This is a genomic window from Streptomyces sp. NPDC058092 (assembly GCF_042884935.1).
Lineage (GTDB): Bacteria > Actinomycetota > Actinomycetes > Streptomycetales > Streptomycetaceae > Streptomyces.
In genome coordinates this window covers 153,137-178,691 of record NZ_JBHVSY010000006.1, presented here as the reverse complement: position 1 = coordinate 178,691, position 25,555 = coordinate 153,137, and the positions used below count along the sequence as shown (strand labels likewise).

Sequence of the window (25,555 nt, the reverse complement as noted above, 5' to 3'; positions counted from 1 at the left end):
ACAGCCATCAGCACCATCACCATCCAGGAGGCAGCGGGTGACCGCCGACCAGAGCACCACCGTCACGGCGAGCGGCAAGGACGCCCAGTACCCACCGGGCGCCCAGATCCTCGTACGCGACGAGGTGTGGCTCGTACGGACCACCACGCGCACCGACCACGACGGCGCCCGGATCGAGGCTGTGGGCGCCTCGGAGTTCGTACGCGACCGGGAAGCGGTCTTCTTCACCGAGCTGGACCGGGTCGAGCTGATCGACCCCCGTGACACGAAGCTCGTACGCGACGACTCACCGAACTTCCGCCGCTCCCGCCTCTTCCTGGAAGCGGTGCTCCGCAAGACGGCCCTGCCCCAGTCGGAGCGCGGCCTGGCGCTCGCGGATCAGTTCCTTCTGGACTCGCTCCCGTACCAGCAGCGTCCCGCCGAACTCGCGCTGTCCGGCCGCAATCTGCGCCCCCGCCTCCTCATCGCGGACGTCGTAGGCCTCGGCAAGACCCTGGAAATCGGCCTGACCCTGGCGGAGTTGATCCGACGCGGCCGCGGCGAGCGCATCCTCGTCGTCACTCCGCAGCATGTCCTTGAGCAGTTCCAGCACGAGCTGTGGACCCGGTTCGCGATCCCGCTGATCCGCCTGGACTCGGTGGGCATCGAGCGCATTCAGCGCGAAATCCCGGCCGGGCGTAACCCGTTCACGTACTTCAAGCGCGTGATCGTCTCCATCGACACCCTGAAGAACACCGACCAGTACAAGCATCATCTGGAGCGGATCAACTGGGATGCGGTCGTCATCGACGAGTCCCACAACCTCATCAACAAGGGGTCCCTGCGCAACCAGTTGGCGCAGATCCTCGCCCCGCGCACGGACGCCCTGATCCTCGCCTCCGCGACCCCGCACAACGGCAACGCCCGCTCGTTCGCGGAGCTGATCTCCCTCCTCGACCCGGCGGCGATCCGCGACGCGGAGAACTACCGTGCCGAGGACATTGCGCACCTCTTCATCCGGCGTACGAAGGTCAGCCCCGAGGTCCGCGACCAGATGAAGGGCCAGTGGGCGGACCGCGGCCCTTCGCAGTCCGTACGCTGCTCCGCCACCCCGGCCGAGGAAAAGATCTTCGAGGAACTGGCCGAGGTCTGGCTCCCGGCGGACGGCCGCCCGTCCGTGAGCGATGTCCCCCTCTTCCCGTACACGCTCCTCAAGTCGTTCCTCTCCTCGCACGCGGCCCTGAAGGCGACCGTCGCGGCTCGCATCAAGACCCTGGAGAAGAAGGACGACGTCCAGGGCACCGCGGCCGAACTGTCGGCCCTGCAACGGCTGCGCGAGCTGACGGCCGGTATGACGGAGGCCGACTCGGCGAAGTTCGCCGCGCTCGTCGAGCAGTTGAGGACGATCGGTGTCGGCCCGAAGTCGGACACCCGCGTCGTCGTCTTCTCGGAGCGCGTACAGACCCTGGAGTGGCTGCGCACGGTGATGCCGGCCGCGCTCGGCTTCCGCGCGGGCAAGGCGGCCGACGCGGCAGCACGTGTCATGCACGGCGGGCTCTCCGACGAGCAGCAGATGCAATGCGTCGAGGACTTCGGTCTCGCCGACACCCCCGTACGCATGCTGTTCACCGGCGATGTGGCGTCCGAGGGCGTCAACCTGCACCGCCAATGCCACCAGTTGATCCACTACGACGTTCCGTGGTCGCTGATCCGCATCGAGCAGCGCAACGGCCGTATCGACCGCTACGGACAGGCGCACCAGCCCCAGTTCCGGGCGCTGATCCTCACCAGCGAGATCGAGGGCGCGAAGGACGACACGCTCGTCGCCGAGCGCCTGCTGGAGCGGGAGGACGAGGCGCACCGGGCGCTGGGCACAGCGGAGGCCGTGTCCGGTCTCTACCGTGCGGAGGCCGAGGAAAAGTCACTCATTCAGGATTTGCTGCGTGGCCGCACTGTTGACGAGTCCCTGGAAGCCCACAACGCGTCCTCCGCCGACGACGACGCAGGCATGGACGACTTCCTGGCCGGCTTCTTCGGTTCGGTGGGCGACGGGGCTTCGGCCAGGGAGGAAGGCGGGCACGGTGGCGGGAGCGTACCGCAGGCGCATGTGCCCCGCCTGTTCACCTCCACCCGCGAATTCTTCGACGAGGCACTGCGCGAGGTGTTCCCCGATGCGCAGGACCGCTTGGACCTGTCCATGGATCCGGAGTCGGGTCTGATCTCGTTCCGGCCGCCCGCCGATCTCGTCCACCGTATGAAGGCTCTCCCGCTGGACTACGTACGCGAGCAGCGGCTCCGCGAACGCCTCCTGGTCACGCTCAACCGCCGGCTGGCCGAGCACTCCCTCCAGCGGGCCCGGGAATCGTCGACGTCCAGTTGGCCGGAGATCTCACTGCTCACGGAGCTGCACCCGGTGGTGGAGTGGCTGACCGACAAGGTCCTGGTACGGCTCAACCGCCAGGAGGCCCCGGTCATCACTGCCGGCGTGGACCGGGCGACGTACCTGGTCCAGGGCATCTACTCCAATGCGCTCGGCCGCCCGACCGTCGTCAAGTGGATGGCCGTCACCAGCGACGGCGCGGTCGACGACGACATGGTCTCCCTGCTGCGTCGCGCAGGGGTCGGCCCCTCGATGGCCAACCCGATGCAGGTGCATGACACCACGCGTCTGGGCGAGGCGGTCCCTGACGTCCTTCTCGCCGCGGAGGCGTTCCTGGAAGAGCACCGCGAGGCCTGGGACGAGCCCCTGCGCGGCCCCATCGAGCAGTACAAGCTGCGCCTGGGCAACTGGGAGCAGCCGACGCTCGCGGAGGGCGGTTCGTCGCTCGCGGGCGAGCACGCCAAGGAGCGGCTCGCCTCACTCGCCGACTCCCTGCTCACCACCGGCCGGCCGATGCTGCGGGTGTTGGCCGTGCTGGCCCCGGCGGCGTCATGACCCCCGCCGCGCCGGTCTCCGTACCGCCGCCGTCTCTCTACTTCCCCCTCCTCTCGTCTGCTTCCCGTTCCCGCGAAGGTTCCGACTCATGACGTACGACTCCCTGGTCAACCGCGGTGACTACTTCTCCGCGCACTATCTGGCCGAGGTCCTGCCCAAGGACCTCAAGTCCGGGCTGCTCGCGGAGTGGAAGCAGCGCGAGGACGAGGCGGCGGAGGTGCTGAAGGCAGCGGCCGAGACATCCGGTGCCGAGGCGGCGCCCGCTCCCGATGCCCTGCCCGTCACGCCCCGTGCGGGGCTCCGCGCCCTGCGCCGCCCGTACTTCCGGGCCCGTTCGTACTTCGCCCTCGGCGAGGAACGCGACACCACGGAGGCGGCGGTGGTGGCGGGTGACGACGACGCCGTCACATACGCGTCCCCGGAGTGGCAGGAGCGCGTCCGTGCCCTCAACGCGGACGTCCTGCGCGCCCTCGGCCTCGACGCCAAGCCGGGCACAGTAACCGTCGAGCGTGCCGAGCAGTCGTACGAGGTGCGGGTCGCCCACTCGGAGAGGGGCCTGATCGCCCTGGACTGCGGCTGGTCCGCCGAACCGGACGCCGCCCTGGACCCGAACGGCCCCGGCCGCCTGCTGGACCCGCTGGTGCTCGACGGCCAGCACCGGGTGACGACGGGCTCCAAGCTCGCCTCGTTCCTCTTCGCCTGCGAGGACGCCCCGCGCTACGTCCTGCTGCTGGTCGGCGGCGTCGTGATCCTCGCGGACCGGGCGGCGTGGGGCGAGGGCCGGTACCTCGCGGTGTCCCTGGACGCCGCCCTCGAACGCAACGACACCAAGGCCGGCGGCGAACTCGACACCGTGGCCGCCCTGTTCGGCGCCGACTCGCTCCGTACACCGGAGGAGGGCGGCGAAAACCCGCTCGCCGGACTGGTCGACAAGTCCACAAAGCACGCGGTCGGCGTGTCCAGCGAGCTCCGCGACGGTCTGCGGATCAGCGTCGAACTGATCGCCAACGAGGTCCTTGAGCGCCTACGCGAACAGGGCGTCCGCCCGGAGGACGTCAAGGAACTCCCCGAGCTGGGCCGACAGTTGACCCGTGAGTCACTGCGCTTCCTCTACCGCATCCTGTTCCTGCTGTACGCGGAGGCCCGCCCCGAGCTCGGCATCCTGCCCTCCGACTACCCCGAGTACCAGCAGGGGTACGGCCTGGGCCGTCTCGGCGACCTGGTCGCGGAACAGGACCTGGTGGACGAGAAGTCCCGCCGCGGTTTCTACCTGTACGAGTCCCTGGACCTGCTCTTCCGCAAGGTCCAGGAGGGCTACCGCCCACGCCGCACGCACGGGACGCCCTCCCCCGGGGAGAAGGCGTCCGAGGACATCGGCCTGCGCTTCGAGCCGCTGCACTCCAAGCTGTTCGAGCAGGACTCCATCAAGCTGATCGGCGAACGGGCCGTCCGCGACCCCCGCCACGACACGGACGAGGCCGACGCCTCGGCCGACGAACGCTTCGTGGACACCCGCCTGCGCAATGCCACCCTGTACCGGGTACTGCGCCTGCTGATGCTGACGCGCGGAAAACGCAAGGAGCGCGGCGGCTTCATCTCGTACGCGCAGCTCGGCATCAACCAGCTGGGGGCGGTGTACGAGGGCCTGATGTCGTACACCGGTTTCGTCGCAGGCGAGGAGCTGTACGAGGTCGCGAAGAACGGCGACCCGAAGGACGGATCCTGGCTGGTCCCGTCGTCTCGGGCCGACGAGTACGCGGACTCGGTGTACGTACGGGAGCGCGACGAGTACACGGGCGAGGAGCGCCGAGTCCGGCACGCGCCGGGCTCGTTCGTGTACCGCCTGTCGGGACGCGACCGCCAGACCTCGGCCTCGTACTACACACCGGAATCCCTGACGAAGGTCACGGTCCGGCTGGCGCTCCGGCATCGCCTGGACCAGGACGACACGGTGACCCCGGCCCGCGAGATGCTCGACTGGAAGATCTGCGAGCCGGCCCTCGGCTCGGGCGCGTTCCTCAACGAGGCGATCAACCAGGTGGCGGCGGAGTATCTGCGGCGCAGGCAGGACGAGTTGGGCGTCGCGATCGATACGGAGAAGTACGCCCAGGAGCTCCAGAAGGCGAAGGCGTACATCGCCCTGCACAACTCGTACGGCGTCGACCTCAACGAGACGGCCGTGGAGCTGGCGGAGGTGTCGCTGTGGCTGAACACGATGCACCCCGGCATGGAGGCCCCGTGGTTCGGCCTGCACCTGCGGTGCGGTAACTCGCTGATCGGCGGGCGCCGGGAGGTCTACCGCCCCGAGCGCCTGAAGAAGGGCGGCTGGCTGGGGACGACCCCGGAACGCTTCCCGCTGGCGGACGCGGTGGGCGGCGCGGAGCTTTTGGAGGGGGCGGTGCACCACTTCCTGCTCCCGGCAAGGGAGTGGGGCGCGGTCGCGGCCGAGAAGGAGGCCAAGGCACTGGCCCCGGAGGCGGCGAAGGCGCTGGGCGCGTGGCGGAAGGCGATCACGAAGTCGCCGAGTGCCAAGCAGACGGCCCGGCTGCAGGGACTGGCCCGACGGGCGGAGTACCTGTGGGGGCTGGTGGTGCGGCGCCTGGAGATCTCGGAGCGGGACATCTCGCGGCGGATCGATGTGTGGGGCGCGGAGGAGGGGTGGCTGCGGTCGCCGGAGGTCGCGGTGCAACGAGAAAAGGTGCTGGCCGACCTGGAGGCGGTGGACACCCCGTACTGGCGGCTGAAGACGCTGATGGACACGTGGTGCGCCCTGTGGTTCTGGCCGGTGCAGGAGGCTGCGCTGCTGGACGGGTCGGGTGAGCAGTACGCACGGGCGACGGAGGTCGCGGGCGTGACGGCGGACCACGAGTCGGGCGTGCTCATGTCCTGGGAGACGGACGACCTGTTCGGCGAGACGACGGACGCGCAGGAGCTGACGAGGGAGTCGGTGGAGCGGCGGCGTCGGTCGGGCACGCGGAAGGGGCAGATCCGGGAGCAGAGGCGAGCGGTCATCCCGCTGGCGGCACTGGAGGACTGGCTGGACTTCGCGGAGTCCCTGCTGGGCACGCAGGAGGTACCGGCGGACTCGTTGGTGGCGTCGTTCGCCACGTTGGACGAGCTGGAGCCGTACGAGGATGCGCTGCCTGAGCTGATGGGGATGGACCGGGCGCATTGGCTGGAGAACCGGTTCCCGTGGGTGTCGGTGGCGGGGGATGTTGCGGCGCGGCAGGGGTTCTTCCACTGGGAGCTGGAGTACGCGCAGGTGTTCGCGCGGGGCGGGTACGACTTGCAGGTGGGGAACCCGCCCTGGGTGCGGCCACGGTGGATGGAAAACCTGGTCCTGGGCGAGGTCGATCCTTGGTTCGCTCTGGTCGAGAAACCCGGGGCGACTGACTGGCGACTTCGAAGAGGCGAGATTCTCGCCGAATCCAATCGGTGGCAGAATTACTTCCTGGACGAACTCGCCTGGAATGTAGGTACAGTCTCATTCCTGACAGATACCGCCTCATATCCACTCATCGCAGGCACTCAACCCGATCTCTATCGAGCATTCATGTGCCGCACGTGGTGGAACATCGGCCCGTCCGGGATTTCAGGACTAATTCACCCAGATTCCCATTTCGGCGGAGCCAAAGAAGGCAGACTCCGTCAGGCGACATACAAACGCCTTAGGACTCATGCACATTTCTACAACAGAACGGGAGTTTTTCCGGACATCCACGCGAATACCGAGTTCAGCATCAACATCTACGGCACAGAGGGCCCGACTTCCTTCCTGCATATCAGCTGGCTATTCTCCCCGGAGACGCTCACCGCTTCGTTCGAGCACAACGGAATCGGATTGCCCCCGGGAATCAAACACGAAGGCGGCTGGGATCTTCGCCCCCATAGATCTCGACTCGTGCAGGTGAATGCTGCGCGACTCATGGAGTGGAACAACATTTCTGGCGAGGACGCACCTGCCGCGGAATCAGCCTTGCTGTATCCCGTCACCACAAATGAACAAGAGGCTATCGCGACACTATCTCGAACAGCGATCCGAACCAGCTCGCACGGACCAAAAATCAGCCGCGGATACGATGAGGCGAACGGCAAGAAAGACGGCTATATCCGCTGGTCCACCAGTACCCCCACCTCCCTCGCAGAATTGATCCTCCAAGGCCCACATTTTGCCGCTGGCACCCCTTTCAGCAAGCAGCCCAATATTCCCTGCAAGACCAACCGCGACTGGTCCACTTTCGAACTTACCGAACTCGCCCCTGACGCTCTCCCCCGAACCAATTATGTTCGAGCGTGCGATCCGAACCAATATCACGACGCCCAAGAATCGTGGGACGGCAGCCGTTATACAGAGTATTTTCGGGTGGCCTGGCGCAAGATGATCCCCTTCGATACCGAGCGCAGTCTCTTCGCGGCCCTTATCCCGCCAGGCCCCGCGCATATCAACGCTTTGTATTCCATGGCGATGCCCGACAGCCGACTGACTGTACTCACAGCGGGTTTCTGGGCATCCCTCCCGCTGGACTACATCCTCCGCATAACAGGCAAGGCCAACCTGCATGCCTCCGATGCACTGAGGATGCCTGCGGCCTACCCTGCTCACCCACTGGCTGTCCCCCTCCTCATTCGCTCTCTCCGCCTCAACTGCCTTACCACTGCCTACGCCCCGCTCTGGGAAGAGCTCTACCACCCCACCTGGCCCGGCTACGAAGACTGGGCAAACCCCGCCTGGCCCAATCTCGCCCCCCTCGCCTCCGCCCTCACCCCCACCTGGCAGTACGACACCCCACTTCGCACCGAATACGAACGACGCGCCGCCCTCGTAGAGCTGGACGCCCTCGTATCCATCTGGCTCGGCATCACCGCCGATCAGCTCGTCGCGATCTACAAGTCCCGTTACCCCGTCCTCTCCGACTACGAGTCCGAGATGTACTTCGACGCGCGCGGCCGCAAAATCGCCCGCAACCACAACACCTACGGCCACGGCCAGACCAAGGAGGACTACCTCACCCTCCTGGACCACCTGGCCTCCCCCGCCACCACCCCACCCCCCGTCGGCTACACCGCCCCCTTCTACAAAGCCGACCGCGAGACCGAAATGCGTGCCGCCCACGCCCACTTCCAGGCCCGCCTGGACGCCGAGATCGCCGCAGGCCGCTGGTCCCCGCCCGAGCCCGCGCCGAGCTCTACGCTGGGCAGCGACTCGTACACCCCGGAGGATGCGGTCTGATGCTCACCAGACTGGAAGTCCACGGCTTCAAGAACCTGCTCGGCCTCTCCATCGACTTCGGCCCTTTCACCTGCATCGCAGGCGAGAACGGCACAGGCAAGTCAAACGTGTTCGACGCCATCCAGTTCCTGAGTCTGCTCGCCGACCAGTCGATGACGGAGGCCGCCCAAGAGGTCCGGGGCGTGCACGGCGAGCGGCACCGTGATCCGCGCGAACTCTTCTGGCAGGGGCACGGCCCAGGAACAGCTGCTGGACGACTTCGACACGGTCGTCCCGGGAGTACGCGGCAGCGCACAGCCATTGGGTGACGTCGGAGTGGTCCTGCCCCAGGTCCGCGGCCTCGGCCGGGCCGGGCGTTTCCGGCAAGGGCATGGACGGAGATGTGCCCGAGCTCGGCGTCCGGTGTGGAACGGACTCCGCCGCAGTTTCCGAACGCTCGAAATCGGCGCCGAGCCCCATTCCTTTGCCTCCCCCCGTTGCAATGGTGACAGGGTCGGGGGCCAAGGGGCGTTTCGGGAAGGACGCGGCCTCCGCATGAAGCGGTTCCCGACCAACCGCTGGTCCGGCTGTCAGTGGCCGGAGATACGGTTGTCCGTGATAGTCGGCTATCGCCGATTACCGTCCCCGCTGGGGGCCTGTACACGAAAGGCGCCGTCGTGAAGCCCACCCTGGCCGCCGCGCAGTTGCGCGGCAGTCTGACCCAGTACCTCACGACGACATATGCGTTGGCCGACGAGGACACCAGGCTGGCGCTGGAACGGTTTCTCGGGGACCCGGAGGCGGGGATCTTCCGAGGGCCGTTCCTCCGGATCCGTACGCCGTTCCATACGGCGGACGACGGATGGCAGTCGGCGCTTGAGTGGGAGCCCGGGTTTCCGCCGTACCGGCATCAGGCGAAGGCGTGGGAGCGGCTGAGCACGCTGCACGGGGCGGCCGAGCCGACGCTGGTGACGACGGGGACGGGGTCGGGCAAGACCGAGTCGTTCCTGGTGCCGGTGCTGGATCACTGCCGTCGGCAGAAGGCATCGGGGCGCCAGGGTGTGAAGGCCGTGCTGCTGTATCCGATGAACGCGCTGGCGACGGATCAGGCCGGGCGTATCGGTGAGTACATGGCGCAGCCGGAGCTGGCGCAGGTCACGGCGGGGCTCTATATCGGGGACCGGCCGGACACCGACTTCCGGCGGGTGATGACGCGGCGTGAGGAGATGCGCAGGACGCCGCCGGATGTGCTGATCACCAACTACAAGATGCTGGATCTGCTGCTGCAGCGTGCCGAGGACCGGCCGTTGTGGGAGGGGGCCGATCTCACGTATGTGGTGCTCGACGAGTTCCATACGTACGACGGGGCGCAGGGCACGGATGTGGCGATGCTGCTGCGCCGGCTCGGGACGACGGTCGGTGCTTCGCGGGCCGGGCGGCCGCTCGGTGACATCTGCCCGGTGGCGACGTCGGCGACGCTGGGTGAGGGCAGTGGAGGGCTCGGCGGGATTCTGGAGGTGGCCGAGCAGGTCTTCGGGGTGCCGTTCGGGGCGGATTCGATCATCGGTGAGGAGCGGCAGAGCGCCGATCAGTTCATCGGCGAGGTGAACTACACGCTGCCCGATCCGCCCACACCGAAGGAAGTCATCGAAGCGTCGGGCGGGCCGGGGGTCGAGTCCCGGCCGGACCGTCTCGACCTGGACGGGTTGGCGTATCTGCTGTTGGAGATGCGCGAACTCGATGCCTTCCAGCTCGGGCGCATGCTCAAGCAACACGACTTCACACACGCCGTGCTCGCCCTGCTGGACGGGGAGCCGTTGGACGAGTGGGGGCTGCGCGACCGTATGGCCCGCTTCGGGTATGCGTGGGCGCGTACGGCCCGGGAGAATCCGCGGCTGGCGCTGGAGGCGCTGTCCCGGTTCGTGGCATTGCTGTCCGCGGCGCGGGATCCGGCGTCGGACGAGCGGCGGCCCCGGCCGCTGCTGCACATCGAGGCACACCTGTGGGTGCGCCCGGTGAGCCGGGTGCTGCGCGGGGTCGGTGCTGCGCCCGAGTTCCGGTGGTACGAGGACGAACGCACGGCTGCCAGGAAGGCGGCGCTCGACGTGGCGCCGCAGGAGGAGGGGGACGGCCGGGACAGTGCGGAGTGGCCTTCCGGTGACTCCCGCCGGGCGACGCCGTTGCCCGGGTCGGACACGGTGCGTCGGCCTGCTCAGACGCAGCTGCCCGCCGTGTACTGCCGGCACTGCGGGCGGTCGGGGTGGGCGGCGATCTCTCCGGAGTCCGATCCCCAACAGCTCGTCACGGCTGCGGACAAGATCTGGCGGGCCGGTGTCGGCCGGGACAAGCGGCGCATCCGGTATTTCATCGCGGCCACATCGGCCGAGGCCACGGAGGCGCTCAACGCCCTGACGGGTACCGGTCCGGCGCCGGGCGGTGTGGACCCGCTGTCCGTGGTCGTGCTCGACGGCGCCGGGGGCACGTACCGGATGCCGGTCGCCGGGGACGCGGAGGAGCTTCAGGACGCCTGGTTCACGCTCGCCGTCCTCGACAAGAAGACGGCGGACGCGGCTGCGAAGGACGACCGCTGTCCTGCGTGCGGTATCGACAACGGCATCAGGTTTCTGGGCACGGCGCTGGCGGCGCTCGCGTCGGCGACGGTCACGCAGCTGTTCACCGGCGGGGAGATCGCCCTGCTGCCGGAGGAGCGCAAGACGCTGCTCTTCAACGACTCGACGCAGGACGCCGCGCACCGTGCGGGGTACGTCGCCAACGCGTCGTACAAGTTCTCGCTGCGGTCGCTGCTCGCGCACAATCTGGACGAGTCGGGGGCGCCGCTCGCGCTCAACGATCTGATCGGCAATGTGCTGGACTCGGTCGACGATCCGCAGGCACTGGCCGCCGTCGTACCACCGGATCTGCATGACGAGGCCGGTGTGGACCGGCTGTTGTCGGGTCGGGGCACGGGCGACGCGCGGACGTGGAAGCTGATCGGGGAGCGCCTGGCGTTCGCGACGGTGATGGAGTTCGGGCTGCGGTCCCGGATGGGCCGGACGATGGAGCTGACGCGAACTGCGGCCGCCGAGGTCGCGATGGCGAACCCGGAGCGGGTGGCGGCGCTGGCCCGGGATCTGCAGCTGACGCTGCCCGGGCAGCTGGTGGTGGGCGATGGGCTGCCGACCACGGACCGGTATCTGGCCTTCGTACGAGGGCTGTTGGAGCGGATTCGGACGCGGGGCGGAGTGCGGCACCGCTGGCTGGACACGTGGATCAAGGAAGCCGGAGTCAATCAGTACCTGATCTCCGGGCAGCGGGCCGAGGGTATGCCCGCGTTCCCGGAGGGGTACGTCGCTCCGCCGCGGTTCCTGCTGGACAGCACGAAGGAACGCAGCAAGTTCGACACCGTCACCGGCCGCGGGGGCTGGTACCAGGACTGGACGCGGCGCTGTCTGTCGCTCGACGCGGCCGGCGCGAGCGAGTATCTACGCAGGCTGCTGCCGGTTCTGGCGGAGGAGGGGCTGCTGTCGGTACGGGTCGCGGCCGACCGCACCACGCGGGTGTACGGGCTGCAGCCGGGACACATCGAGGTGCGGCTGCTGGACGACCCGGTGGTGAACAAGGCGTTCGTCAGCTGCGATGCGTGTGGTTGGCAACAGGTCGTACCGCCCGAGCGGCGCACCCGTTGGTACGGGCATCCCTGCCCGCGCTACCGGTGCAAGGGCAACCTGACTCCACCGCAGCACGGCACGTCGTCGACCGGGTCGGGGTCCGGCGGCTTCGGCGGGAAGCTGGAGCGCGACTACCAGGGCGACTACTACCGGCGGCTGTATCTGACGGGCGGCACCTACCGGGTCGTGACGGCCGAGCACACCGGCATGCTGACCCGGCCCGAACGCGAGCGGGTGGAACGGACCTTCCGCGAGGGCGCGCACTACACCGACCCGAATGTGCTGTCCTGCACGCCCACACTGGAGCTCGGCATCGACATCGGCGACCTGTCCGCCGTCCTGCTCGGCTCCCTGCCCGGCGGGCCGGCGAACTATGTACAGCGGGCCGGGCGGGCCGGGCGCAAGACCGGCAATGCGCTGGTGGTGGCCTTCGGCGGGCGGCGTGCCCGTGATCTGTACTACCTCGGTGATCCGCGCGAGATGATCGCCGGGGACATTGTGCCGCCCGGCTGCTATCTGTCGGCGGTGGAGATCCTGCGCCGCCAGTACACGGCGCATCTGCTGGACCTCGCGGCGCGCGGAGAGCTGGCGACGGCGGACGGTGAGCGGCTGCATCCTGTGCCCAGGCTTGCCTCGGCCCTGTTCGGGACGACCGGGTGGTGTCAGGACCTCCAGGATGCGGCCCTCACCGAGGGGGCGCGCCGGGTGGAGGAGTTCCTGGCGCTGTTCCCTGTCGGCAACGGCGAGGACACCGGGGTGTCCGAGCATGCGGCCGGGGAGCTGCGCGCCTACGCGACCGGAGGCATCGTCCGTGCGCTGCAGGAGGCCGAGGCGGACTGGACCGGCCGGCGTGAAGAGCTGCGGCGGCGCATCGCGGCGATCGACGTGGCCGTGGACGGACTGCTGGCGGACGACCTCGAACAGGGGCCGGAGCGCCGGGAGTTGCTTGCCGAGCGTCGTTCGACCGGCGATCTGCTGCGCAACCTGAGCCAGACCAGTGCGCACGGTGTGCTCGTGGAGCTGGGGCTGCTGCCGAACTACAGCCTGGCCGACACGGTGACGACGCTGGAGGGCACGCTCTACTGGAAAGAGACCGGTGACCCCACCGAGGGAGACCCCGGGTCCGCTCCGACCAGCACCTACCGCAGCGAGGTCCGTGATTACGAGCGTTCCCGAAAGCTCGCTCTGACCGAACTGGCCCCCGGCAACAGCTTCTACGTCAACGGTTACAAGCATGTCGTGCGTGCCCTGGACGTCGGCAGCCCGGAGCGGCGTGCCTGGTCGGTGTGGCGGCTCTGCCCCGCCTGCGGCTACGCCCGGACCGAGGAAGCCCAGACGGACACGTCGCCGTGTCCGCGCTGCGCTTCACGGGAGATCGCGGACGCGGGGTGCGTGAGCTACGTACTGGAACCCAAGCGGGTCATGGCGCGCGACAAGCGCGACGACGCCCGGGTGCGGGACGACCGGGACGAGCGCGACCGCAGGCGGTACTCGGTACTGAAGACCGTCGACATCGACCCGGCGCATCTGGCCCCCGGCTCGTGGCGCCACGACACTGCTGTGTTCGGCGCGGACTTCACCCGGCGCGCGGTGGTCCGGACCCTGAATCTGGGCCTCGACCGGCAGGACGGCAGCGCCACGGTGTCGCTGGCCGGTGAGGACGTCCGGCTCAACCCGTTCTACGTGTGCACCAGTTGCGGTGGTGCCACGTCCGAGGGCCGGCCGGTCGTCGACCAGGCGCAGCATGCGCTGAGCGAATCACTGAGCAGGTCCACGCGGGCCAGTGCCCATCACCAGTTGTGGTGTCCGCGTCGTCGCCGGCGCGGTGCCGGTGAGGACCAGGGCAAGGGCGAGGACGTGCCGCTGCTGCTCGCCCACGAGCTGGTCACGGAGGCCGTACGGATCCTGCTACCGGTGTCTGTGGCGCGTTACAAGGAGCGGCTGGCCTCCTTCACAGCCGCGCTGTTCGCGGGCATCGCGGCACGGTACGGGGGTGATCCGGACCACATCGACATTGCGGCGGCATCGATGCCGGACAGCGGAGGCGGGCTGGGGGCCGAGCACCCGCGGCGCTTTCTCGTCGTCCACGACCGGCTTCCGGGCGGCACGGGCTATCTGCACCGGCTGGCGTCCGCGGACGGGTTCTGTGAGGTGCTGCTGAAGGCGCGCGAGGTGATCGAGAGCTGCGGATGCCGCGAGAAGGGTCTCGACGGCTGCCACCGCTGCCTGCTGCGGCGCGTGCCGCCCGGCGACTACGACAGGGTGAGCCGCCAGGAAGTGCGGCAGATGCTCGACGAGTTGTTGGGCGCGGACGGTGAACGGTGGAGTACCTCGCCGGTCGCGACGACGCAGCACATTCCGATGGAGCAGCAGGCCGAGAGCGACCTCGAAGTCGTCTTCATAGACACGCTGCGCACGTGGGCTTCGCTGCCCGGCAGCCGTGCGAGCGGTGACGCCTACACCACACCGGCGGGTACGCACGCCCTCGACCTGCGGCTGACCGGTGCCGACGGCAAGACGTTCAGCTGGAGGGTCTCCCAGCAACGGGCACTCGACGGCACCCGCCCCGATGTCCTTTTCGAGCGGCTGGACGCGCCGGGCCCCCGGGTGGCGCTCTACCTCGACGGCTATGCGTTCCATGCCGGGCAGAAGCACAACCGGATGGCGGACGACGCCGCGAAGCGGACCCGGCTGAGGGCGGACGGCCTGCGGGTCTTCCAACTGACGTACGCGGACGTGAAGGAGTGGCAGCGCCGGGTCCAGGACACGGGGTACGCGGGCGCGGGTCCTGCTTCCCCGGTCTGGCGGCCGTACGGGGACGAGGGCGAGAAGCGAGCACGCCAGTACTACGCGAACGTACGCAAGGGACTGCCCGGTGAGCTCTCGGAGACCGTGTGGGTCAATCCGGCGGATCTGCTCGTCGCGTATCTGCGTGACCCATCCGCCGACCGGTGGCTGTGGCGGGCGGAGGCGGCAGTCGCCGGGCTGCTCGGTGCCGGGGCGCGCGGCGGTCCGGTGGACGCGGTCGGCGAGCAGATCACGCGGGCGCTGGGTGGAGCGGAGCCGTCCGTACGACCCGGTGAGCGGGTTCAGGTATACGCGGCCGAGGATGCGTCGGCGTGCCGGCTGGTGTTCGCGGTGGACGCCCGGAACCGCCCGCCCTCGTGGACAGCACTGACCGTCATCGATGACGCGGAGAGCGTTTTCTCGGACGAGGAGGCGCACAAGCGGCGTTGGCGGGGCTGGTTGTACTGGAGCAATCTGCTGCAGTTCCTGGAGCACGGCGGAGGTGACAGCGCCCAGCTGACAGCGGGTCTGCTGGACGGCTTCGCGCCCGAGACGCTGGGTGTCGCGGGCGGTGCGGGGCTGCTCACCACGATGATCTCCCTGGAAGCGATGGCCGCCGGAACCGAGGGAGGCCGCGCAGCTGAGGCCGCACGCGCATCGGCCGCTTCAGGCGACGTCCGCGCCGTGCCGGTGTCCGAGTCCGCCTCGGCGCCGCCTGCCGAACCCGGCACCACCCTCGCCGCTCCCGGCAGGGATCCACGCTGGGATCAGATCATCGAGCACCTCGACCCGGACGAAGCGAGGCTCGAAGACCTCGCCCTGCGCCTCGCGGCGATCTCCGGCATCCCTGTTCCGGCAGACGGTCACGAACTGGACGACCGGGGCTGGCTGGCCGAGCTGGCCTGGGTGGATGCACGGATCGGTGTCGTTCTCGCACCGCACCCCGCCCTCGGGGACGAGCGCGACCCCGAGGCCGAGGACCGCGACCGGGCCTTCGCCGCCGCCGGCTGGGAAGTTCGCCCCGCGACGGCGTGGACCGCCGAGGAGATCGCCGAGCGGCTCGGCGTACAACCACCGGCCGGCGGTATACGTCGTGACCAGGAGAATCACCGCACCATGAAGGACGGGGAAGACGAGTCGTGACCACCCAGAGTGTGACCCTGCGCCTGCTCGACAAGGCGGACAGGGAGATTCTCAAGCTCCCCCGCTCGGTCAAGGGCGCGATCTACGACTTCCAGCACAAGTTCAAGAACAACCCGGGCTCCACAGGTCTTCAGCTCAAGCAGCTCAAGGGCCACGACAAGCTCTGGTCGGCTCGCGTCAACGACGAGTACCGGGCACTGCTGCTGCGCCTGGCCGACGACGACTGGCTGATCGTCTCGGTCAAGCACCGCAAGGGCGCCTACGAGCACCTCGACCGGCTCGCCTACTCGGTCAACCGCATCACCGGTGGTATCGAATACGTCGACCTTCAGGTCGTGGAGGAGAGCATGCTGGCGGCGCGTGCCGCCCCTGCTCCCCCGGCGCCTCCCGCGGCCCCCGCCCCCGAGCCCGCACAAGACGTGCAACCGGCCCGGCCCGCCGAGGCCGAGCGGCCGGCAGAACCCGAGCCGACGCCCGCTGCACCTGTGCTGCTGTTCGCAGCGTGGACCGAGCAGCAGCTGACGGACCTGGGTGTTGCCGGGCCCCTGATCCCGGTCATCCAGGCCCTGACCACCGAGGACCAGCTTCTCGGTCTCGTCGACTACGCGCCGCAGCTGACCGGTGAAGTGCTGCTCGCGCTCTACGACAACAAGTCGTTCGACGAGGTGCTCGAACAGGTCACCGCGCCGGTCGCCGCACCCGAAGCAGTCGACACGGACGACTTCCAGGCGGCCGTCGAACGCCCGGCAACCATCGTCACGACGACCGATGAAGCCTTGCGTGAGGCTTTGGAAGGTGAGGACTTCGGTCGCTGGAAGGTCTTCCTGCACCCCACCCAGGCCAAGCTCGTGAACCGCGACTACAACGGCCCTGCACGCGTCGGTGGCGGCCCCGGCACCGGTAAGACCATCGTGGCGCTGCATCGGGTGAAGCATCTGGTCGCGCAGCTCCCACCGGGCCGCGACAAGCCGGTTCTGCTCACCACGTTCAACAAGAACCTCGCCGCGGATCTCCGGTCCCGGCTGCTCGCGCTGGGTGGAGAGGCACTGCTCGCCCGCGTCGAGATCAGCCATGTCGACCAGCTGGCCCTGCGGATCGTGCGCGAAGCCGAGCCCGGCAGCCGTAAGCAGACCATCGACGACAATCAGGCCGTGCGCGAGTGGCGGTCACTGCTCGAAGAGCTCGACGAGTCCGGCTGGGACGCCGAGTTCCTGCACGACGAATGGTCGCAGGTGATTCTGGGGCAGGCCGTCACCTCTCGCACGGAGTATTTCCGGGCCCGCAGGGCAGGGCGCGGGCGCACCCTCACCCGCACCGAGCGCGCCGAGATCTGGCAGCTCGCCGAACGCTTCACCCAGCGCCTCGACCGCCTCGGCCGGCAGACCTGGGACCAGGTGTCGGAGCGGGCGGCGCGGCTGGAGATGCAGCGCGAGCAGCGCATTCTGGCGATCGACCAGCAGCGGGAGGAAGCCGGCGGCCTGGACAACATTCACCTGCAGGCGGGCTCGGGCGGCTGGCTCCGATACCGCTACCGGCACATTGTCGTGGACGAGGCACAGGATCTGCGGCCCGCGCACTGGAAGATGCTGCGCGCGATGACCGCGCACAGCCGCAACGACCTCTTCCTGGTAGGCGACACCCATCAGCGCATCTACAAGAACCAGGTGACGCTCGGCAGCCTCGGCATCAATATCCGGGGGCGCGCCTCGAAGCTGAGCCTGAGCTACCGAACGACGCGTCAGATTCTCCGCTCGGCGCTCGACGTGCTCAACCAGGAGAAGTACGACGACCTCGACGGTAACGAGGAGACCCTGGCCGGATACCGGTCCGTCCTCAGTGGAGGGATGCCGGATCTGCACGGCTGCCCGGACTGGGCGGCCGAGCGCGAGGCGATCGCGGCGCTGATCGACAGTTGGGGTGACATCCCCCACGAGCAGATCGCGATCTGCGTGCCCACCAACACCATGGCGAACGAGGCCGGACTAACCCTGAGGGAGCACGGTGTGCATGCCGTGGAGATCGGCCCCGACGGTCCGCGCGGCGACGGCGGTGTCCACATCGGCACGATGTTCCGCTTCAAGGGACTCGAGTACCAGCGCATGATCGTCGCCGGTGTCAGCGACGGGCTGATCCCCCGTGACGACGTGAACCGGAGGCGCGCCACCGATCCGGTGCGCTACCGGCGCGAGGTACAGCAGGCCCGCTCGCTGCTGTTCGTCGCCACCACCCGTGCCCGTGACAGCCTGGACATCTTCTGGCACGGGACGCCGAGCCCGTTCCTGGCACCCCTGGTCGCCACTGTCTCCGGATGAGCTCCGGGGTGGCAGCCGTACGCCGCGACCGGTTGCCACCCCCGGACATTCACAGGGGCTGCGGCCCCTGTGGGACAAGGAACGGGCGACCGGATCTTCCGGCGGTGTACGGCGGGTTGCCAAGGTGTGTTCCGGGAGCGGGAGGTACGGGGAAAGGGCCGCGTACACCTCGGCCGCCGAAGCCGGGCGGTCTTCGGGGCGCTTGGCCAACAGGGCCGACACCAGGTCCTGGAGCGACCGGTCCACGTCCACACCGGCGTCTGCGATCGGCGGCGGCGTCACGGTCAGGTGCTGAGTGGCGAGGAGAGCCGGTCTGTCGGAACCGAAAGGCGGACTTCCGGCCAGCATGTGGTGCAGGAGACAGCCGACCGCGTACAGGTCGCTGCGCGCGTCGAGCGGCCGGTTCCCTGCCAGGAGTTCCGGCGACGCGTACACGATGTTCCCCAGGCTCTCGCCGGTCATGGTGAGACTCGGATCGGTCTCGGAAAGGACCTTCACGAGACCGAAGTCGAGGATCTTGACGATCCCGTCACGTCGCACCATGACGTTCTCCGGCTTCAGGTCCCGGTGGACCAGGCCTGCGGCATGCGCCGAGGAAAGGCCGGCGCACAATTGGGCGGCAACCGCGGCGGCGGCCGGTACGTCGAACCGCTCGTCGTCCTGCTGGTCGAACAGATACTCCAGCGTGATGCCGTCGACGAGCTGCATCACCAGGCAGCAGACATCGTCCGTTACCGCAGCGTCGTACACCGCGGTGATGTTGGGGTGATCAAGCCGAGCCGCGGCCTTGGCCTCACGCTCGAAACGGGCCAGCGCTCTTCGTCGGCTGTCGGGAAGAGCAAGGAGTTCGGCCGCCACAGTCTTTACAGCAACGGGGCGATCCAGATGTAGGTCCCGACCCCGCCACACCTGCCCCATGGATCCTTGCCCCAGCAGGTGCTCCAGTCGATGACGCCCCCGCAGGATCGCTCCCGGGCCGACCTTCTCCACTTCTTGTCCTCCAGTGTTCCGCGCACGACACACCTCGACCGGAATGGGCCCGGACGATGCTGCGTCCGACGGCGTTCTCACCGCGCGTCCTTGAGTTGATCACATCACCATCAACGGGCGACGGAGCGCACGGCAAAGCGGTCATGGGCCGTGGTCGCGTGTGCCCCGTAACTCATGGCGAGCAGGTCACCGGACCGTATCCAGCAGTACGCCGACCTGGGCATCGAGCGATTCGTCCACTCCGGCATCCGCACGCGGAGGAGGCCGCGCAGGACGCTCTGGCGGAGCCCGATCCGGCGTTCATCGCCTCGCTCCACTCGGAGGCCGTGCAGTTGCAGCATCCCGGCACCGGATCACCGTCCTCACGTGCCCGCAGCCGTACTCGCGCGACGCGGCCGGCCTGGGCGTGTCCCCGACCCACGCGACCTCCCACTGCTCGTCGAGCGCACGGACCTCCCGGTGGGCCGGGACCAGGCGCATCCGAGTTCTTGTGGACCGTCAGAAGAAGACCCCGCACCGCAGCAGCACGTTCGCGTACGGCCGCGCCTCCCCGGTCCGCACCACCAGCCGGACACCCGCCGAAAGCGCCTTGAGCTCCTCGTGCGGTACGTGGGCGAGTTCCGGAAGTCGCTCGTCCATGAGGCGTGCGGCCTCCGAGTTGGCCTCCCGCACCTCGTGCGCTGCTGTCGCGCCCTCCACCACCAGTTCGTCCAGCAACCCGTCGAGCACCTCGGCGAACGAGGGGACGCCGGCCCGGAAGGCCAGGTCGACAAGGCGCGGACCGGTCGGGATGGGCATGCCCGCGTCGCAGATCAGTACCCCGTCACCATGCCCCAACTCGGCCAGTGCCCCGGCGAGATGACGGTTGAGGATTCCTGCCTTCTTCACAGCGCGGAGACTTCCTCCGCGCTCGGGAAGGACGCCTGCGCGCCCTGCCGGGTGACGGCCGCCGCACCGACCCTGACGGCGAACGCGGCGGCCTCGGTGAGTTGCTCTCCCAGGCCGAGCCGCCAGGCCAGGGCGGCGGTGAACGCGTCGCCCGCCCCCGTCGTGTCCACAGCCTCGACCCTGGGGCTCGGTACGGGTACGACGTCACCGGTACGGCCGTCGGCGACGAGCGCGCCCGCCGCACCCAGCGTGACCACGACCGACCGCGGGCCGAGCTTCAGCAGTGCTCGCGCCCACTCCTGAGGCGTGCCGCCGGCGGCTTCCCCCAGCATGTAGCGCGCCTCGTGCTCATTGACGACCAAGGGGTCACAGACGGCCAGCACGTGATCGGGCAGGGGTGCGGGCGGGGACGGGTTCAGAACCAGCCGGGTACCGGGTGACATGGCACCAGCCACCTCGGCAACCGTCTCCAGCGGAATCTCCAGCTGTACGGAGACGACCCGCGCCGCCGCGAAGAGGGGGCCGGCCGCCCGGATGTCCTCCGGGGTCAGCCGGGCATTGGCCCCCGGCGACACCACGATGCTGTTGTCGCCGGAGGGGTCCACGGTGATCAGCGCGACGCCGGTCGGAGCCCCGCCCACGAGGACGCCCTCGGTGTCCACCCCCGCCGCCCGCTGCGATTCGAGCAGCAGGCGGCCGTGGGCATCGTCGCCGACCCGGGCCAGCAGGGCGGTGGTGGCCCCGAGGCGGGCGGCGGCCACCGCCTGGTTTCCTCCCTTGCCGCCCGGGTGGACGGCAAGGTCGGAACCGAGCACGGTCTCACCGGGGGCCGGACGGCGTTCGACACCGATGACCAGGTCGGCGTTGGCCGAGCCCACGACCAGCAGGTCGTACCGGTAGTGGTCGTTGACGTGCATTGTTCCTGCTTTCCGAGGTCGGACGCTGCTCAGGCGCTGTTCAGGAGAAGTCGGCGACGTTCTTCTCGGTGACCACCTTGACCGGCACCTTCACCGTGCTGTCGACCTTCTTGCCCTCGGCGGCCCGCACCGCGTTCTGCACGGCGATCTTGCCCAGTTCCTTCGGCTGCTGGGCCACGGACGCGTACAGCGTGCCTGCCCCAACCGCCTTCAGGCCGTCCGGTGTTCCGTCGAATCCGACGACGGACACCGACTTTCCTGCCTTGCTGCCGAGTGCCTTGACCGCGCCGAGCGCCATCTCGTCGTTCTCGGCGAAGACTCCGGTGATACCGGGGTGGGACTGGAGCAGATTGGTCATGACGTCCAGCCCCTTGGTGCGGTCGAAGTCCGCGGGCTGCCTGGCCACGACCTTGATGCCGGGGTACGCCTTGATCCCCTCGGCGAAGCCCGCTCCGCGCTCGCGGCTGGCCGACGTACCCGCGGTGCCCTGCAGGATGACGATGCTTCCCTTGCCACCGAGCTTGTCGGCCAGCGTCTTCGCGGCGAGTTCGCCGCCCGCGACGTTGTCGGAGGCGACGAGCGCCGCGGTCTGCGCCTTGTTGACGCCTCGGTCGGCGGCGATCACCGGGATGTCCGCCTTGTTGGCTCCCCGGACGGCTGGGCCCGCCGCATCCGAGTCCACCGGGTTGACGATGATGGACTTCGCTCCGGAGCTCGTGAAGTTCTGGAGCTGGTTGGCCTGTTGCGAGGCGTCGTTCTGTGCGTCGGTGACGGTCAGGTCGACTCCGGCCGCCTTCGCCTCCGCCTGGGCGCCCGCCTTCATCTGTACGAAGAAGGGGTTGTTGAGCGTGGACAGCGACATGCCCACCTTCGTGGTGCCGCCGGACGAGCCGGAGTTGAAGTAGGAGACCCCGCCCACGACGAGGGCCACGCACACCGCGGCGATCCCGAACTTGACCGCTCCCGCTCCCTTGCGGCCGGACCCCGGCGACCCCGGTGCGCCGGGGGAACCGGTCGAGGAGGCAACCTTGGACCCGGCCTTGCGGCGCAGCGTGTCCAGCAGCACCGCGAGGGCGATGACGACACCGATGACGACCTGCTGCCAGAAGGCGGACACGGAGAGGAGGTTGAGTCCGTTGCGCAGCACGGCGAGGATGAGCGCGCCGATCAGGGTGCCGGACGCCTTGCCGACGCCGCCGGCCAGGCTGGCGCCGCCGATGACGACCGCGGCGATCGCGTCGAGTTCGTACCCCTGCGCGGCCTGCGGCTGGGCGGAGGTCAGACGGGACGCGAGGACGATGCCCGCGACCGCGGCGAAGAGACCGGACAGGGCGTAGATGGCCAGCTTCTGCCGCTTGACGCGCAGTCCGGAGAGCCGGGCCGCCTCCTCGTTGCCGCCGATCGCGTACATCGAACGGCCGATGTAGGTGCGGGCCAGGATCAGTGCCGTGATCAGGCCCATCGCGATCATCACGAGGACCGGGACGGGCAGCCAGCCGCCGAGCGTGTTGCCGAGCACGGAGACCGAGTCGGGGAAGGCTATCGGGCTGCCCTGGGAGATGACCAGGGACAGGCCGCGCGCGATGGAGAGCATGGCCAGTGTCGCGATGAACGGCGGGAGTTTGCCGTACGAGACGAGGGCCCCGTTGACGAATCCGCAGGCGATGCCCGTCGCGACGGCGAGGATGACCGCCAGCCAGACCGGTACGCCTTCCGAGGTCGCCGACCAGGCGAGGACGGTCGCGGAGAGCGCGGCCACCGAGCCCACGGACAGATCGATGCCGGCCGAGACGATCACGAAGGTGACGCCGAACGCGAGGATCGCGGTGACGGCGGCCTGCACACCGACGTTCAGCAGGTTCTGCGTGGTCAGGAAGTCGCCGGAGAGCAGCGACATCGCCACCAGCAGAACGACCAGGGCACTCAGGGCGCCGTTGTCGAGCAGGAGGCGGCGGACCGTACGGCCCGCGGCGCCACTCGCGCCCGTATTGCTCTTGAGCGTGTCAGTGGCCACGGGGGCTCTCCTCTTGGTTCACAGCCGGAGTTGTTGCAGGAGTTGTTGCGGAAGGTGTGGTGGGTGGTGTTACGGGGGACGGTGTGGCGGGGGCACTGACGGCGAGTGCCATCACCGCGTCCTGGGTCGCTTCGTGCGCGGGGAGTTCTCCGGCGATACGGCCCTGGGCCATGACCAGCACCCGGTCGCTCATGCCGAGGACTTCGGGCAGGTCGCTGGAGATCATCAGCACGGCGTGGCCGGAGGCCGTCAGCTCGTTGATGAGCTGGTAGATCTCGACCTTGGCGCCGACGTCGATGCCGCGCGTCGGTTCGTCGAGGATCAGCACCCTGGTGTCGGCGAGCAGCCACTTGCCGATGACGACCTTCTGCTGGTTGCCGCCGGAGAGCGTGCGGACGTGCTGGCCGAGGCCCGCCATCCGTACGCCGAGCTGTTCGGCGATCCGGGCGGCGGCCGTGCGCTGTCCCTTGAGGTCCACAAGCCCGGAGCGGCTCGCCGAGCGCAGGGTGACCAGGCCGAGGTTCTCCTGCACGGAGGCATCGAGCACCAGGCCCTGGGCCTTGCGGTCCTCGGGTACGAGTCCGATCCCGGCCCCCATGGCCGCGGTCACGTCGTGCCTGGCCAGCCGCTCGCCGCGTACGTCGACGGTGCCCGCGTCATAGGGGTCCGCGCCGAAGACGGCACGGGCGACCTCGGTACGTCCGGCGCCGACAAGGCCGGCGAGGCCGACGACCTCACCCGCCCGCACGTCGAAGCTGACGTCGTGGAAGACGCCGTTCCGGGTCAGCCCGCGTACGGCGAGCAGCGAGTCCCCGGCCTTCGGGCGCTCCCGCGGGTACTGCTGCTCGATGCTGCGTCCCACCATCAGCCGTACGAGCTCGTCCTCGGGCGTCGAGGCAGGCACCTGGTCGATGCTGCGCCCGTCGCGCAGCACCGTGACCCGGTCGCCGAGGGCCGCGATCTCCTCGAGGTGATGGGTGATGAAGATGACCCCCACGCCCTCTTCGCGCAGTTGCCGCACGATACGGAAGAGCTTCTCGACCTCTTCGGACGTGAGTACCGCCGTCGGCTCGTCCATGATCAGGACGCGCGCGTCGAGACTGAGTGCCTTGGCGATCTCCACCATCTGCAGCCGGGCGATGCCCAGTTCGCGCACCTTGGCCTTCGGTGAGACATGCAGGCCGACCCGGCGCAGCAGCACCTCGGCGTCCGCCTCCATGCGACGCCGGTCGATCATCCCGAAGCGGCGCGGCTGTCGGCCGAGGAAGATGTTCTCGGCGACCGTGAGATCGGGTACCAGGTTGAACTCCTGGTAGATCGTGGCGATTCCGAGCCGTTCGGCGTCCTGCGCGCTGTGGATGCGGACCTCGCTGCCCCGGGCGAAGATCCGGCCGCTGTCGGGACGGTAGGCGCCGGAGAGCATTTTGATGAGGGTGCTCTTGCCCGCTCCGTTCTCACCGAGCAGTACGTGCACTTCGCCGCCGCGCAGGTCGAAGTCGACGCTGTCGAGCGCGACCACTCCGGGGAAGGTCTTGCGTACGCCTTCGATGCGCAGCAACTCGCCCTGGGTGCTCACAGGTTGTTCCTCCGGTTCGAATCGTGTTCGCCGCAGGAACTGCGTACGACAAGGCGGGCGGGAAGGGTCACGGACTGCGGGGACCGCCCCTCGACGATGTCGACCAGCGCGCGTACGGCGGCGCGGCCGAGTTCTCCCGTCGGCTGGGCGATCGCCGTGATCGGCGGATCGGTGTGCAGGAACCACGGGATGTCGTCGAAGGCCGCGAGCCCGATGTCCCGCGGTACGCGAAGCCCGCGTGCGCGGATCGCGTCCAACGCGCCGAGCGCCATCAGATTGTCGGCGGCGAATACGATCTCGGGCGGTTCGGGAAGGGCCAGAAAGCGCTCGGTGACGCGGCGCCCGCTGTCCGCCTGGAAGTCGCCCTGGCCGATGTAGGCGTCGGGCAGGGCGAGTCCGTGCTCGCGCAGCGCCTCGCGGAAGGCTTCGACGCGCTCGTTGCCCGTGGTGGTGGCCGCCGGTCCTGCGATGATCGCGAGCCTGCGGTGGCCGAGACGGTGCAGGTGGGCTACCAGGTCCCGGATGGCGTCGCGGCCGTCGGCACGCACCACGGGGACGTCCACACCCTGGATCCAACGGTCCACGAAGACCATCGGCGTGCCGCTGCCCGCGGCGCCCGGCATGAGCGGGGAGCTTCCGTCGGCCGGGGAGACGAGGAGTCCGTCGATCCGGCGGTCGAGGAGCGTACGGACGTGGTGTTCCTGCAGGTCCGGCCGCTCGTCGGCGTTCCCGATGATGACGCTGTAGCCGAGGGCGCGAGCCTCCTCCTCGACGAAGCGGGCCAGTTCGGTGAAGTACGGGTTGAGTACGTCACTGATGACCAGGCCGAGGGTGCGCGTCTGATCGGTGCGCAGTGAACGGGCGACGGCGTTGGGCCGGTAGCCGAGGACGTCGACAGCGGCGAGGACGCGAGCGCGCGCGTCGGGGCTGACGGAGGGATGGCTGTTGAGTACGCGGGAGACCGTGGCAACGGACACTCCCGCCTCGGCCGCGACATCCTTGATGCTCGCCATTTCCGGACCACCTCCTTGTGGTTTCCGTGAGCCTCGAAACCAGCGGTCCAGAGCCGTGGAATCGATTACAAGGACGATTGGAATCGATTACATGGCCGAAAACAAGACCTGGCCGGATGTCCGA

At 68.9% G+C, this 25,555-nt stretch carries 11 protein-coding genes and 1 pseudogene; 5 read left to right on the top strand and 7 right to left on the bottom strand.

Going from position 1 to position 25,555, the window contains the following annotated elements:
- The first annotated feature begins 37 nt into the window (after window positions 1-37).
- From ACFVV1_RS12670 to ACFVV1_RS12650, 5 genes are all read left to right on the top strand, one after another.
- On the top strand, window positions 38-2,914 hold the full coding sequence (locus tag ACFVV1_RS12670) for a DEAD/DEAH box helicase (RefSeq protein WP_389988714.1): 2,877 nt from the start codon (window positions 38-40) through the stop codon (window positions 2,912-2,914).
- Window positions 2,915-3,002: 88 nt separating this feature from the next.
- A complete protein-coding gene (locus ACFVV1_RS12665) occupies window positions 3,003-8,144 on the top strand; it encodes a class I SAM-dependent DNA methyltransferase (RefSeq protein ID WP_389988711.1) in 5,142 nt (1,713 codons plus the stop codon).
- Entirely contained in the window at window positions 8,144-8,452 is a 309-nt protein-coding gene (locus tag ACFVV1_RS12660; protein WP_389988708.1) for an AAA family ATPase, read from the top strand. The genes ACFVV1_RS12665 and ACFVV1_RS12660 overlap by 1 nt, the downstream gene beginning before the upstream one ends.
- Before the next feature lie 348 nt (window positions 8,453-8,800).
- Window positions 8,801-15,721, top strand: coding sequence for a DEAD/DEAH box helicase (locus tag ACFVV1_RS12655; RefSeq protein ID WP_389988705.1), 6,921 nt, complete (start codon window positions 8,801-8,803; stop codon window positions 15,719-15,721).
- Entirely contained in the window at window positions 15,718-18,033 is a 2,316-nt protein-coding gene (locus tag ACFVV1_RS12650; RefSeq protein WP_389988702.1) for a UvrD-helicase domain-containing protein, read from the top strand. The genes ACFVV1_RS12655 and ACFVV1_RS12650 overlap by 4 nt, the downstream gene beginning before the upstream one ends.
- Before the next feature lie 240 nt (window positions 18,034-18,273).
- Here the strand turns inward: ACFVV1_RS12650 and ACFVV1_RS12645 are convergent.
- From ACFVV1_RS12645 to ACFVV1_RS12615, 7 genes and pseudogenes are all read right to left on the bottom strand, one after another.
- Window positions 18,274-18,951 (bottom strand): annotated as a pseudogene (locus ACFVV1_RS12645) (serine/threonine-protein kinase); the annotation flags it as partial.
- Window positions 18,952-19,133: 182 nt separating this feature from the next.
- On the bottom strand, window positions 19,134-19,364 hold the full coding sequence (locus tag ACFVV1_RS12640) for a hypothetical protein (RefSeq protein WP_389988699.1): 231 nt from the start codon (window positions 19,362-19,364) through the stop codon (window positions 19,134-19,136).
- Between the two features lie 157 nt (window positions 19,365-19,521).
- Entirely contained in the window at window positions 19,522-19,911 is a 390-nt protein-coding gene (gene rbsD, locus ACFVV1_RS12635; protein WP_389988696.1) for a D-ribose pyranase, read from the bottom strand.
- Window positions 19,908-20,828 carry a ribokinase gene (locus ACFVV1_RS12630; protein WP_389988693.1) on the bottom strand — a complete coding sequence of 307 codons (921 nt, stop codon included), beginning with the start codon at window positions 20,826-20,828 and terminating at the stop codon, window positions 19,908-19,910. Before ACFVV1_RS12630 ends, rbsD begins: the two co-directional genes overlap by 4 nt.
- A gap of 40 nt (window positions 20,829-20,868) precedes the next feature.
- Window positions 20,869-22,842, bottom strand: coding sequence for a substrate-binding domain-containing protein (locus tag ACFVV1_RS12625; protein ID WP_389988690.1), 1,974 nt, complete (start codon window positions 22,840-22,842; stop codon window positions 20,869-20,871).
- A complete protein-coding gene (locus ACFVV1_RS12620) occupies window positions 22,832-24,418 on the bottom strand; it encodes a sugar ABC transporter ATP-binding protein (protein WP_389988687.1) in 1,587 nt (528 codons plus the stop codon). Before ACFVV1_RS12620 ends, ACFVV1_RS12625 begins: the two co-directional genes overlap by 11 nt.
- A complete protein-coding gene (locus ACFVV1_RS12615) occupies window positions 24,415-25,431 on the bottom strand; it encodes a LacI family DNA-binding transcriptional regulator (RefSeq protein ID WP_389988684.1) in 1,017 nt (338 codons plus the stop codon). Before ACFVV1_RS12615 ends, ACFVV1_RS12620 begins: the two co-directional genes overlap by 4 nt.
- Between the last annotated feature and the right edge of the window lie 124 nt (window positions 25,432-25,555).